Consider the following 13,180-nt stretch of genomic DNA (forward strand, 5'->3'; position numbering starts at 1 on the left):
ATTTCCTCCCCTCTGTCAGACGGACAGCGCCTGCAGTCCTTCGATCAGGACCTTGGCGACTTCCGGACGGCTGAACTCCGGCGGCGGCGCTTCTCCGCGGGAGAGCATCTCCCGCACCTTGGTGCCGGACAACGCCACATGATGTTCTGCTCCGTGCGGGCAGGTCTTGCTGGAGGCCATGCTGCCGCAGGCACGGCAGTAGAAGCTGTTTTCAAAGAACAGCGGCGTAATGCCCAGTTCTTCCGGCGTGAAGTTCAGAAAGATGCGCTGCGCGTCGTACGTGCCGTAGTAATTCCCTACACCGGCATGATCCCGGCCGACGATAAAGTGGGTGCAGCCGTAGTTTTTTCGCACCATCGCGTGAAAGATCGCCTCGCGCGGTCCAGCGTACCGCATTGCGGCGGGAAACACGGCGAGCTGCACGCGTTCAGGCGGATAGTAGTGGCGCAGCAGCACCTGGTAACTTTCCATGCGGACGACGGCAGGGATGTCATCCGCCTTTGTCTCGCCGACCAGCGGATGGAGGAGCAGGCCGTCGACGATTTCCAATGCCGACTTTTGGATGTACTCGTGCGCACGGTGAACGGGATTGCGCGTCTGGAAGCCGACCACGGTCTTCCAGCCCCGCTCGGCAAACCGCTTTCTGGTCTCGGCCGGGTCAAGGGTATGAGCGGCGAACACGCCTTTGTCAGGCCGTTTCACCAGTGTAATCGGACCGCCGAGATACACATTCGGACGCTCCAGCAGCTTTTTTACCCCCGGGTGTTTGATTTCGTCGGTGCCGTACACCTGACGGGCTTCCACCTGTTTGTCCGGACGGTAGATATCGCGCACTTCCAAGAGGCCGTATACGGTTCCTTGGTGCGACAGCCGCACGGAATCGCCGACCTTCAGTCCGGCCGCATCCTCTTCCGCAACGGGCAGCGTGACGGGAATGCTCCACACCAGCCCGTTGGCAAGCCGCATCCGCTCTACGACCGATTCATAATCCCCCCGCTCCATAAAGCCGGTGAGCGGGCTGTACGCCCCGATGGCTATCAACTCCAGGTCGGCCAGCGCAAACGCATCCAGTTCCACCTCGCGCACTGCCAGCGTGAGGTCTGCTTCCGGATTGAACCGGTTGATCAGTGTGCCGCCGTGTGGTTGGCTTGTTGTCATGGTTCTTCACTCCTTTGGATTCGATCGAGTTGCCGAAGCGGGCGCGACGTGCAGGCCGCATTCCGTCTTGCCCGTATTGGCCCAGCGGCCTGCACGCGCATCCTCGCCTTCCCGAACCGCGCGCGTACAGGGAGCGCATCCGATGCTCGGGTATCCCTGGTCGTGCAGCGGATTGTACGGCAGGTCAAACGTGCGGATATACAGCCATACCTCCTCCCACGTCCAGTGAATCAGCGGACACACCTTGAGCGAACGGAAGCGATCGTCACGGTTGATGTATTGGACGTGGGCCCGCGTCGGCGACTGTTCCCGCCGCAGACCGGACAACCAGGCGACCGCCCCCTCCAGCACTGACGCCAACGGCTCCACCTTGCGCAGGTGACAGCACTGGTCGGGCTGCCGCTCCCACAGCGCCTCCCCGTAAGCGGCCGCCTGTTCGGCCAAGGAAAGCGCCGGTTCCTTGATCGTGATCTTCAACGTTGGGAAGCGCTCCCGGACCCGTTTGATCAGGTCGTACGTTTCGGCAAAATGAAGATGGGTGTCGAGGAAAAAAACGGAAGCATCCGGCTTCACCTTGCTGATCAGGTCAAGCAGCACGATGCCTTCCGCGCCAAAGCTGCAGGCGTACACGAGGTCATCGCCGAACGTGCCGTACGCCCACTTGATCACGTCCAGCGCGTCTTTGCCCTCCATCTCCCGGTTGACCTTGGCGAGCTCGGCATCCGTCACCGATTCATAATTCCAGTTCATATGCCTCCTCCTTGTTCGTTGAACGAACTGCTCTCACGACGCACGCTGCTCCCCGCTCACATGACACTGCCTGCCTCCAGCCCATGGAACGGGCACGGGCAGCCGTCTCTTCACCGACACAGAGCAGCGGCTGATTCTGCCACTCTTCCCCGGCAAACTGCGCCAGCGCCTCCAGATGGTACGGATCATCCGCAGCCAGCCAGTCAAATCGCCGGGCCCGCAGCAGCGGGGCAGCAGGATGGGTGTCGACCCATGCCAGCCGGCCTGCGGAAGCCGTGCGCCAAACCACCCCGTCCGCAGACGCAGCGATCCCGCTCGGTCCGCCGCTCAGGCACAGCACCCGGTCTCCCTGGTCGAGCGGCAGGTTTTGGGAGACGGCGGCAAGCGGTTCGTCTGCGGCAAACAGCCGCTCTGCCGGCAACCCCCGGCTTTCGAGCGCCTGGGCAGTCCGCTCGCCGCGTGCAGCAATCCGGGCCTTGATCCGGCGAAGATCGATCCGCCGTTCACGAAGCGTGCGAAAAAAGAAGTCCACCTGCCGCTCGTCGGCAAATACCAGCCACCGGCATGCCAGAAGCTCATCGGTCAGGCGTTCCGCGTCTGCATCAGCCTCCGCTGCCCGCGCTTCGACTGCCACCGGCAGGACGTCGGCCCCCAGCGATTCCAACTCCGCCAACAAACGGTCTTCCTGCTCCGGATCGCCGGCGGCCGCGGCCACCGTCAAGCCGAACAGCGGCTTTGTTTCGTACCACTCGAGTGTATCGCGCAGTCTGACCACCTCGCCGATGACGATGATCGCCGGCGCGTGAAACTTCGCCTCCGCCGCCTGCCGATCGATGGTGGAGAGCGGACCGACCAGCGTCTGCTGCTCGCTGAGCGTGCCCCAACGCACCATTGCAACCGGCGTATCGGCCGGTTTGCCGTGCGCCAGCAGGCGCTCCCGGATGTGCGGCAAGTTTTTAACGCCCATGTAAATCACCAGCGTTTCCATCGCGGCCAGCGCCGCCCAGTCCAACTCCCTGCCCGCGTTTTGCTCGCACTGATGGCCGGTGAGAAACGCTACTGCCGAGTTGTACTCCCGGTGCGTCAGCGGAATCCCCGCGTACAGCGGAGCTGCCACGCCCGAAGTGATGCCAGGCACGATCTCAAACGGAATCCCTGCCTGCCGGCACACTTCCGCCTCCTCGCCAACCCGACCGAAAATGCTCGGATCGCCGCCTTTCAGCCTGACGACCAGGCTGCCCTGCTGCGCTTCCCGTACGAGCAGCCGGTTTATTTCCTCCTGGGGAAGCGAGTGACGATCCGCTTCCTTGCCGACGTAGATCAGCCGGACGTCTGGTTTGGCGTGGGCGAGCAGCAGCGGATTGGCCAGCCGGTCGTACACGACCACATCCGCCCGTTTGATCGCCTCCTTGCCTTTAATCGTGAGCAGCTTGGGATCACCCGGGCCAGCCCCCACAAACATGACGCTGCCTGTCTTTTTCATCAACCGCCCTCCTAGCTGTACCCGTTCCTTGTCTGACGCGGCAAGGCGCGCCGCTGATCACTGCTCCCTCAAAACGCGGCGGGCCGCAACCGCCGCGCCTTTGCCTGTCAAAACTGCGCCGTTTCAATCACATAGCCCACGCCCTGCCGCCCCAACGGCTTTTTTTCCACCAGGCTGAGCTGTTTGATCTGCGGCGGCGCCACCGTGTGCCGGAGAATGTTGTTCTCCGCTGCGCTAAACGCCCGTTCGTCCGACTGTGCGACAACCACGATCGTCAACAGCCGGTCCGCCAGTTCCGCTTCCAATTTGTACAAAAACGTTTCCGCTTGCTCTTCCGCCATCTCGTCTCCTCCTCGGCACCGCTTACGCTGTCTGCAAAATCTCGTCCACCTGCCGCTGAATCTCCTCGATGCCGACGCGTTCCACGTAACGCCAGTACGGCTCCCCTTCCAGCCGCTCGTTCTTGTAGGCGGTGATGAGCTGTGCCAGGAACGGTCCCAGTTTGTCGGCGGTAATGCGCGCCTTCAGCTTTTGGTTAAAACGGGGGTCCTCCAGCGTGCCGCCGACGTGGACGTCAAAGGCGTCAACCATGCCCTCCGGCGTTTTCACCAATGCCCCTTGCAGACCGATGTCGGCGATCTGCCGCTGGCCGCACGAGTTGGGACACCCCACCATGTGGATGCGCAGCGGTGTATCCAGCGGCACGGTCGCATCCAGGTACTCCGCCAGCGCCCGCATCCGTTCCTTGGTCTCCACGATCGCCAGGTTGCAGTATTCGATCCCCGTGCAGGAGACGGCATACCCGACAAACGTGTTGGGCTCCAGCTTGAACCGGTTGACCACGATCGGCTCAGCCCGGAACGCCTCCACTTTTTCCGCCGGAATGTTGCGGATCAGCACGTTTTGCGTGTTGCAGGTGCCAATCGTTCCGTCGCCGTACTCGTCCGCCAGCCGGGCCAGTTCCAGCAGTTCATCCGCGTTCATGCGGCCGATGGGCACCGACAGCCCGGCGTAGTAAAAGCCTTTCTGCCGCTGCTCGTGAATGCCGTAAAAGTAACCGGCGTTCCAGCCCTTCAGCAGGTCTTCTCCTCTCGTCTCCAGTTCGCCGGTCAGCTTCAGCAGCTCTTCCTTGAACCGCTCCGCTCCCCAGTCGGCGACCAGGAACTTGAGCCGGGCATGGGTCCGTTTGTACCGGTAACCGTAGTCGCGGAACAGCGTGGTGACGCCGGCCGCCACCTTGACCACCTCTTCCGGGCGGACGAAGACATCCAACTGCTGCGCCAGGTACGGTTTGGCCGACAGGCCGCCGCCGACCCAGACGTGGAAGCCGATCACCTCTTCTCCACCGATCGTCTTTTTCGCCGGGGTAAACGCCAGGTCGTTGATTTGCGCGTGAGCCGCATTGTACACGTTGGCCGAGATCGACATCTTGTACTTGCGCGGCAGGTTGGAAAAATCCCGATTGAGCAAAAAGAATTGCTCCAATTTTTTGACGATCGGACGCGTGTCAATCACTTCATGCGGATCGATGCCGGCGAGCGGGTTGCCCATGATCGTCCGCGGACAGTCGCCGCACGCTTCAAACGAGGAAAGACCAACGGCGCCCAGCCGTTCGAAGATGTCGGCGAGCGACTCCACCGTCAGCCAGTGAAATTGAATGGCCTGCCGCGTCGTCACATCTACGAGATCGCGGCCGTAATCGCGGGCGATGCCGGCCAGCACACGGGCCTGTTCACTGGTCAAAATCCCGCCAGGAATGCGCACCCGCATCATGAAATAGCCTTCTTTGGGCCGTTGTTGGTAGACGCCCGCCCACTTGAACCGGTCGAAATCGGATGCTTCGATGGAGTCGTACCCCTGCTTGGAATAGGTGTTGATAATTGTCTCGATCACGTCCAACCCGTCTTTTTCCAGCTTGGTCAGCTCCACTTTGTTCAGATTGGGATCATCCGCCCATTTCCATTTACGTTGCTTGGCCATCGCCAATCACGCTCCTTTGCGTTTGATAGTCCAACAAAAACGCCGTCTTTGCCGACTGTACGATCCATTCGCCAATCAGCGGGTGAGGCAGATACGCGCTGCCGTCGTACCGGTAGGACACCCCTGCCAGCCGCTCCGGCAGAGCACGGCGGGTAAAATACCCCTGGCTGACAAACAGCGGCAGCACGACCAGCTCCCCGCAGGATGCAAGCTGCCGGGCGCGGGTCGCGACCGTATCCGGCCGCAGCGTGGCATAGCCCGCGGCAGAGAAGTAAAAGCGGTTTTGCAGGCGGAACGTCAAGCGGTGCAAAAGGCGCTCCCAGCGTTCCCGATACCCTGGCAGGTCGCTACCGTGTCCGACGAGCAGGAGCGCTTCGCGGTGAGGATCGACGGACAGAGCCCGCAGCCGCTCGCAGACGATCTGCTCCACCAGCGGATGGTCCTCCAGCGGCTGACACCAGAGAAACCGAGCCCGCGTGGCGACAGGCTTGACGTTTGGCGTTATGGCATCCGGCTCCAGCCCGAGCATCCCCCTGATTTCGCTGACGTGGGTGCTCCCGGCGGTGACAAACAGCGGCACGGCGGCGATCGTTTCCACCCCTGCCCGCTCCAGACGCTCTACCTCATCGGCAATGCCACGCCCCTCCACCCCGTCCAAGTAGGCGACTCGAATCAACATCTGGCGGCAGTAGGGACGGACCGCTTCTTCCACCCGTTCCATCCAATGAGGGTCGGGCGAGCCGTGGGCGATGACCAGCACGGCCGCATCGGTCATGCAAATCCCCCTTTCTCAATGATGTATAATTCCTATATAGTTACTTGGAATTATAGTGTCATTCGTTCCGGCCGTCAACAAAAAAAGACCGGGCATGCATGGCCCAACGCGAACGGCACCGCATGCTTTGTTCGCAGAAGCCTATACACACACGGCGTTTTGTCACAACCATTCAACACTTTACCGGCCGGCAGCCGATTCCCGATCGTCTCCATGAATCCGCCGCCCTGTTCAGCTTTTTCTTTTGCGCACCTAGTAGCTGATCAGCGCCGCCTATCCGCCAATCAAACCGCATATCCGCTCGTGAATCCGGCCGTTGCTGGCCACCAGCGATGGGAAATGATCAGCGCTGAACGACGCGTGCCGGTACGGGTTCCCTTCCCAATCGGTTATGATCGCCCCCGCCTCTTGGGCAATCAGGATGCCGGCGGCCACATCCATGATGCCGGAGCGCTGCATGACGATGTAGTCCAGCCATCCGTTTGCCAGGAGACACCAGTCCAGGGCGGGAGCGATGTTGCGCATCAGCCGCTTGGTGTTCAGCGCGAACGGACGGGTAAACGCCCACTCTTCCTCCTTGGTCACCGTGTTGCGGCCGCGAATGTACGTGCCGACCGCTCTCGTCAAATCGTCCCGCTCGTTGACGGCGAGTCGTCTGCCGTTTAAAAACGCCCCGTTGCCCTTTTCCGCCCAAAACATCTGGCCGGCCACCGGGTTGTACACCACTCCCAGCACGACTTCGCCCCTGTGCTGCAGGGCGATCGAGACGGAGAAGTAGGGAAAGCCGATAAAGTAATTGTTGGTGCCGTCCAGCGGGTCGACGATCCAGAGGTATTCCTCGTCGCCCTCCACCATGCCGATCTCTTCGGAATAGATCGCATGTCCGGGAAGATGACGGCGCAGCACCTCGATGATGCGCCGTTCGCTCTCCTTGTCTTCCGGCAGCTTGACGTCGTTGTGCAGTTCCTCATCGGGCACGAGACGCTCCAAAAACCGCTCCTGCAAATACGCGCCCGCCTGGCTTGCGGCTTCCTTGGCAATGTCCAGCATGATGCTCCATCTCCTTTTCTCTGTCCTCATCCATGGTTTTCCCTTGCGCTTCTCCCGGTTTTTTTCCTATGATTAAGAGACACCCGTTTTCGAGGCCCCAACAGCCGCTTGGCGGTCGCCTTTGCGCCCGCGCAAGCCAATATCGGGCGGAATCCCGTTCCCTGCTTACAAGACGGGTCCTTCTGCCGCAGGAGGGGAAACCACATGAACAACGATTTTATTCGTCTGAAAAATCTGGAAGGCGAACTGAAGCTGACCCAGATGAACAAAAACCTGGGCTGCTCCGTCACCAGCAAAGAACTGGTATTTCAAAAGCCGCACATGACCTACCACCTGTTTTTGCATGACATCGTCAGCATGGTGCCGGTAAAGCTGGACAGCTCACCGATCTCCTTTCGTCGCCAAAACGAAGTCATTCAATCCGCGTTTGGCTCCGATTACTACAAGCTGTCCGTAAAGTGGGCCCGCATCGTCACCCGCTCGGGCGTCGTCGAACGGGAAAACATGGAGTTCATCGTCCCGCTCTCTGCCAAAATGCTGTCGTACATCGCCCAATACAGCGGGCTCGTGGCGATCACGTAACGTAAAACACCTCTATGCCGCCCCGGCGTGCCCAGGGATGCTTCGTTTTTCGCGGCCCGCTTTCGCCTGCATGTCCCTACCGTTTCAGGACGATGAACGTGCCGGTGCCGTGAGCGATCAGCCGGTCCTGTTCGTCGTACACGCTGCCCTGCATCACGACCAGCGTCTGCCCGCGATGCAGAAAACTGGCTTCCGCACGCAGCCGCTGCCCTTTGCCCGGACGCAGGTAGTTGGTCTTCAGTTCGGTCGTCACCGCGTACCGGTCGGGGGGCAGGCTGCGGTTGATCAGGGAACCCATCGCCGAGTCAATCAGCGTCGCCAGGATGCCGCCGTGAACGACGCCCAGCGAGTTGTGCATGAACGGCGTCAGCGGCACATCAAAACGGTACGTGTTTGCATCGACAAATTCGCCCTTCAAGCCGAGAAATCCGGACAGAAAGGCGCTGTTCCGCTCCCGCCGCTGCCGGATGGCCTGCAGGGCCAGTTCCAGTATCTGCCGCTCCTCGTCACTCCCTTCTTCCCAGATCGCTTTCCACTCTTCGTTCATCTCTGTTCACTCCACGCAAAAATAGCATTCACTTCCTTATTCTAAAACAACGCCGACGCGATTTCACGTTCCGCTTTTTCACCCGCGCTGAGCAGCCGTCTTTCTGAGCGAATGTTCAGACTCTTACGGTTGTTTGTACTTGTGAAAAAGTGATAAGATAGTTCAAAACACGGCAGGTTTTTGACTGGAAAGGAGTTTTTCATAGTGGTCAAACGTAGAAGCGACATGATCAAGAAAGGCTTTGACCGCGCCCCCCACCGCAGTCTGCTGCGCGCGGCCGGAGTAAAAGAAGAGGATTTTGACAAACCGTTTATCGCCATCTGCAACTCGTACATCGACATCATTCCCGGCCATGTGCACCTGCAGGAGTTTGGCCGGCTCGTCAAGGAAGCCGTGCGGGAGGCGGGCGGCGTACCGTTTGAATTCAACACGATCGGCGTGGACGACGGCATCGCCATGGGACACATCGGCATGCGGTACTCCCTGCCCAGCCGGGAAATTATCGCCGACAGCCTGGAGACGGTCGTCTCCGCTCACTGGTTTGACGGCATGATCTGCATTCCCAACTGCGACAAGATCACACCCGGCATGATGATGGGCGCGCTGCGGGTCAACATTCCCACCATTTTTGTAACCGGCGGCCCGATGAGAGCGGGCAAAACCAGCGATGGCCGCTCCATCTCGCTCTCGTCCGTCTTTGAAGGCGTCGGCGCCTACCAGGCCGGCCTGATCGACGACAAGCAGCTGGAAGAACTGGAGCAGTACGGCTGTCCGTCCTGCGGCTCCTGTTCCGGGATGTTTACGGCCAACTCGATGAACTGTCTGGCGGAAGTCCTGGGCCTCGCGCTCCCCGGAAACGGCACGATTCTCGCCGTCTCGCCGGAGCGCCGGGAACTGGTCAAAGCATCAGCGAAAAAGCTGATGGAGCTGATCGAACGCGACATCAAACCGCGCGACATCGTCACGCTGGAAGCGATCGACGACGCATTCGCGCTGGACATGGCGATGGGCGGCTCCACCAACACGGTGCTGCACACGCTCGCCATCGCGCAGGAAGCGGGCATCGAGTACCCGATCGAGCGCATCAACGAAGTGGCCAAACGCGTCCCGCACCTGTGCAAGCTGGCCCCCGCCTCCGACTACCACATCGAGGACTGCCACAACGCGGGCGGCGTATCGGCCATCCTGAAGGAAATCGCCAAAAAGCCGGGGACGCTGCACCTGGAGCGCATCACCGTCACCGGCAAGACACTGGGGGAAAACATCGCCGAGGCGGAGATCAAGGACGACAAGGTCATCCGCCGTTTGGACAACCCGTACAGCGAGTCGGGCGGCCTCTCCGTCCTGTTCGGCAATTTGGCGCCGCAGGGCGCAATCATCAAGACGGGCGGCGTGGACCCGTCGATCAAGCGGCACGAGGGACCGGCCATTTGTTTCGACTCGCAGGATGAAGCGTTGGCCGGCATCGCGGGCGGCAAGATCAAGCCGGGCCACGTGGTCGTCATCCGCTACGAAGGCCCCAAGGGCGGCCCCGGCATGCCTGAAATGCTGGCGCCGACCTCCCAGATCGTCGGCATGGGGCTGGGCAAAGAAGTGGCCCTCATCACCGACGGCCGATTCTCCGGCGCCTCCCGCGGCATCAGCATCGGCCACGTCTCACCGGAAGCGGCGGAAGGCGGACCGCTCGCCTTCGTCCAGGATGGGGACATCATCAGCATCGACCTGGAGGAGCGCTCCATCCACCTGCATGTCTCTCCCGAGGAACTGGAGCGCCGCCGGGCCAACTGGAACGGCTTCGAGCCAAAGGTAAAAACCGGCTACCTGGCCCGCTACTCCAAGCTGGTGACCAACGCCAGCCAGGGCGGCGTGCTGAAAATCTGATTTCGGTCCAAAACAACACGGGCACCTCACAAAGAGGTGCCCGTACGTTTGATCAAGATCTCGTCAGCACACGGACCGCCGTCGTGTACTTGTCCAACAGCTCCGGCACCGGCGCAAATCCGATCCCCGGCGCCTCGGGAACGGCAATCGTGCCGTCGGCGGCCACTTCCACCCAGGGGTCGATGATGTCTTCCTGCCAGTAGCGCGACGAGCCCGCCGTGTCGCCAGGCAGCGTAAAATTGGGCAGAGTGGTTACGGCGATGTTGTGCGCCCGGCCGATGCCCGATTCCAGCATGCCCCCGCACCAGAGCGGAATCCCCTTTTCCACGCAGAGGTCGTGAATCCGTTTCGCCTCCGACAGTCCGCCGACGCGGCCCACCTTCATGTTGATAATCCGCGTGCTGCCCAGCTCAATCGCTTTGCGCGCATCCTCGTACGAGTGGATGCTTTCGTCCAGACAGATCGGCGTCTTCAGTTCCCGCTGCAGCTTGGCGTGGTCGATGATGTCGTCGTGGGCCAGCGGCTGTTCGATCATCATCAGATCAAACTCGTCCAACTGCTTCAGCACATCCACGTCGTTCAGGGTGTAGGCGGAGTTGGCGTCGGCCATCATCGGAATGTCGCCGAATCGCTGGCGCAGCGCGCGGATCACCTCCACGTCCCTGCCCGGCGCAATCTTGATTTTCATCCGGCGGTAGCCCAGCTCCAGGTATTTCTCCACGTTGCGGAACAAATCGTTGATGTCCGCCTCGATCCCCAGGCTGACGCCCACCTCGATCCTGTCCTTGGTGCCGCCCAGCGCTCGGGCCAGCGGAATCCCCTGCTGTTTGGCGTACAAGTCCCAGTACGCGCCTTCGAGAGCGGATTTGGCCATGTTGTTGCGGCGAATCGGGGCAAACAGGCGCCCCACCTCGTCGGGATGGGCGATCTCCCCGTATTCAAACAGCATCGGCACGAGGAAATCCTCCATCATGTGCCATGCCGTTCCCACCGTCTCCTCGCTGTAGAGCGGTTTGCCGGAAACGACGCACTCCCCGTAGCCGACAAAATCCTTGGTGTGAACCTCCACCAGGATAAAATCGCGGATGATCTCGGTGCCAAAGCTGGTTTGAAACGGCGCTTTTAACTGCATGCTCATCTTGCGGAGCACGATCTTTTCGGCGTTCATGCTACCAGACTTCCTTTCCCCCAGTGGTATTTGACAGCCTGCTGGTGATTGCACTCTCTTTATACCACAGGGAGGTCCGGCGGGGAATCATTCAATTTCAAATTTTCCAAAATCAAACGGCTCGTTGTTATGACCGCATCATTATTTCCCGATTCGGTTGTTACAGGACGCGGCGAGCCGTAACGAAGCGTTTCTCCCACGACGTGCCGCGGAATTTGGTATACGTCACGCCCGGTTTGCCGTAGGTATGCAGCAGTTTGTTGTCGCCGGCGTAGATCGCCACGTGCGTGATATAGGTGGATGTCGGTTTGCTGCCGGACGAGCGGAAGAAGACCAGATCGCCCTTTTTCAAGCTGCTCTTGGATACTTTGACCCCGACTTTCGCCTGCGAACGGGATGTGCGCGGCAGGCTGATTCCCAGCGCTTCACGGTAGACGCGCTGAACAAACGACGAGCAGTCAAACGTGCGCGTCGTGCTGCTTTTCGAGCCGAATTTATACGGCGTGCCGAGATATTTGGTACCCACTTGAATGACTTTATCCGCCCGGGATTGGGTCCATTTTGCCTCAGCCACACCGTGGTTGCCGGGAAGTGGAGCCACCACCCCGGTGACGCCGAGGGCTGTACCCAACAAAATGGCGACAAGCGTTTTGCGAAGTTTCATGCTGTTTCTCCTCCCTTGTTGCAAAATCCTTGTTGAAAAATCGATCGCCGATTTCACGCTTGTCCTCTACTCTACCATCGCGTCACCGGTTGATAATTGTCAAATTCCTGGCAATTCCGCCGATCGTGGCTGTCAGCTATTTCTACTTGACACTGTCGTTCCCATAGCGGCGGGGAATCCTGCTTCCTTTTTTCATTCCCGTTTTCCAAAAACTGCTACCCCTGTATGCCAATTTTGTCCAGCATTATCTTCATTTGTTCAACCGCCATACGGCTTTTGTCCCGGATGATTCCCAACACATTCCATATTGATCGCAGAATAACTGGAACTATTTGTAAGTAACCTGTCTGCCTGGATGAATGCTTGCAACCTGGACCGACTCGTCGTACAGTATATAGGAGCTTGTCATGGGCAGCGTGCTGAGAAAGCGCGCGTGTCGGGTAAAGAGGAGGTTCATGTTTTCATGCGACTGCGCAACATCCCTGGGGCCGAAGAGGCCCTGCGCGAATATCCCACGTTTGTGGACTTCCCGGACTCCTATCGCGGCAAATGGAGCGAGCGGTTTGGCAACGACCGTCCCATTCATGTGGAAATTGGCTGTGGCAAAGGGCGGTTTATCAACACGCTGGCCGAAAAACATCCGGACATCAACTTCATCGCCGTGGAATTGAAGGCGGAGGTAATCCTGCGCGCCGCCCAGCGGACGGAGAAGCGGGCAATCCCCAATCTGGCCTTTGTCCAGTACAATGCGGCAAACCTGTCTGACCTGTTCGCACCGGGCGAAGTGTCCCGCATCTACCTCAACTTCAGCGATCCCTGGCCGAAGAAGCGGCACGCCAAACGGCGCCTCACCCACGCCAACTTTCTGATGGGGTACAAACAGGTGCTGAAGCCGTACGGAGAGATTCACCTGAAAACGGACAACGAACAGTTGTTTGAGTTCTCGCTCAACCAATTTTCGGACCAGCGTTTTCAGCTGCGCCACATCACATTTGACCTGCACCATTCGCCATTTGCCGAGGACAATGTGATGACCGAGTACGAGGAGCGCTTCTCCTCGCGCGGACAGCGCATCTACCGGACGGAAGCCATTTACCTGCCGGAGTAGCACACGCCGGCAGCCGACAATCAGAAACAGAATC

13 protein-coding genes are annotated in these 13,180 nt (G+C 59.9%); 3 read left to right on the forward strand and 10 right to left on the reverse strand.

Annotated features, from left to right (window positions below; genetic code table 11):
- Positions 1 to 15: 15 nt before the first annotated feature.
- The 7 genes from sat to KDN35_RS18740 form a co-directional block, all read right to left on the reverse strand.
- A complete protein-coding gene (sat, locus tag KDN35_RS18710) occupies positions 16 to 1,158 on the reverse strand; it encodes a sulfate adenylyltransferase (protein ID WP_171567505.1) in 1,143 nt (380 codons plus the stop codon).
- 6 nt (positions 1,159 to 1,164) lie between these two features.
- A complete protein-coding gene (locus KDN35_RS18715; RefSeq protein WP_212133573.1) occupies positions 1,165 to 1,908 on the reverse strand; it encodes a phosphoadenylyl-sulfate reductase in 744 nt (247 codons plus the stop codon).
- Complete coding sequence (gene cobA, locus KDN35_RS18720; RefSeq protein ID WP_212133576.1) at positions 1,892 to 3,391, reverse strand: uroporphyrinogen-III C-methyltransferase; 1,500 nt, start codon at positions 3,389 to 3,391, stop codon at positions 1,892 to 1,894. The genes KDN35_RS18715 and cobA overlap by 17 nt, the downstream gene beginning before the upstream one ends.
- A 107-nt stretch (positions 3,392 to 3,498) precedes the next feature.
- Positions 3,499 to 3,732, reverse strand: a complete 234-nt coding sequence (locus KDN35_RS18725) for a DUF3906 family protein (protein WP_171567502.1) — start codon at positions 3,730 to 3,732, stop codon at positions 3,499 to 3,501.
- Positions 3,733 to 3,754: 22 nt separating this feature from the next.
- The gene (locus KDN35_RS18730; protein ID WP_212133577.1) at positions 3,755 to 5,371 is read right to left on the reverse strand and encodes a nitrite/sulfite reductase; all 1,617 of its coding nucleotides are present in this window, start codon (positions 5,369 to 5,371) and stop codon (positions 3,755 to 3,757) included.
- Positions 5,355 to 6,146 carry a sirohydrochlorin chelatase gene (locus KDN35_RS18735; protein WP_212133578.1) on the reverse strand — a complete coding sequence of 264 codons (792 nt, stop codon included), beginning with the start codon at positions 6,144 to 6,146 and terminating at the stop codon, positions 5,355 to 5,357. Before KDN35_RS18735 ends, KDN35_RS18730 begins: the two co-directional genes overlap by 17 nt.
- A 273-nt stretch (positions 6,147 to 6,419) precedes the next feature.
- The gene (locus KDN35_RS18740) at positions 6,420 to 7,196 is read right to left on the reverse strand and encodes an inositol monophosphatase family protein (protein ID WP_171567499.1); all 777 of its coding nucleotides are present in this window, start codon (positions 7,194 to 7,196) and stop codon (positions 6,420 to 6,422) included.
- 204 nt (positions 7,197 to 7,400) lie between these two features.
- Between KDN35_RS18740 and KDN35_RS18745 the strand changes: the two genes are divergently transcribed.
- Positions 7,401 to 7,778, forward strand: coding sequence for a hypothetical protein (locus KDN35_RS18745; protein ID WP_171567498.1), 378 nt, complete (start codon positions 7,401 to 7,403; stop codon positions 7,776 to 7,778).
- 76 nt (positions 7,779 to 7,854) lie between these two features.
- On the opposite strand, the gene KDN35_RS18750 is transcribed toward KDN35_RS18745, so the two are convergent.
- Positions 7,855 to 8,325, reverse strand: a complete 471-nt coding sequence (locus tag KDN35_RS18750; protein WP_212133579.1) for a PaaI family thioesterase — start codon at positions 8,323 to 8,325, stop codon at positions 7,855 to 7,857.
- A 204-nt stretch (positions 8,326 to 8,529) separates the two neighbouring features.
- On the opposite strand from KDN35_RS18750, the gene ilvD reads away from it, so the two are divergent.
- Positions 8,530 to 10,206: a dihydroxy-acid dehydratase gene (gene ilvD / locus KDN35_RS18755; protein ID WP_311837765.1), complete on the forward strand. Its 1,677-nt coding sequence runs from the start codon at positions 8,530 to 8,532 to the stop codon at positions 10,204 to 10,206.
- A 52-nt stretch (positions 10,207 to 10,258) separates the two neighbouring features.
- Here ilvD and menC read toward each other — a convergent pair whose 3' ends face one another.
- A complete protein-coding gene (menC, locus tag KDN35_RS18760; RefSeq protein ID WP_171567496.1) occupies positions 10,259 to 11,374 on the reverse strand; it encodes an o-succinylbenzoate synthase in 1,116 nt (371 codons plus the stop codon).
- A gap of 160 nt (positions 11,375 to 11,534) precedes the next feature.
- Complete coding sequence (locus tag KDN35_RS18765; RefSeq protein WP_171567495.1) at positions 11,535 to 12,038, reverse strand: C40 family peptidase; 504 nt, start codon at positions 12,036 to 12,038, stop codon at positions 11,535 to 11,537.
- 463 nt (positions 12,039 to 12,501) lie between these two features.
- Between KDN35_RS18765 and trmB the strand changes: the two genes are divergently transcribed.
- Positions 12,502 to 13,146 (forward strand): tRNA (guanosine(46)-N7)-methyltransferase TrmB, encoded by a 645-nt coding sequence (gene trmB / locus KDN35_RS18770; protein ID WP_171567494.1) that lies wholly within the window; start codon positions 12,502 to 12,504, stop codon positions 13,144 to 13,146.
- Positions 13,147 to 13,180 lie beyond the last annotated feature (34 nt).

Origin of the sequence: Brevibacillus sp. NL20B1 (assembly GCF_018195675.1) — a bacterium.
Classification (GTDB): Bacteria; Bacillota; Bacilli; order Brevibacillales; family Brevibacillaceae; genus Brevibacillus; species Brevibacillus aydinogluensis.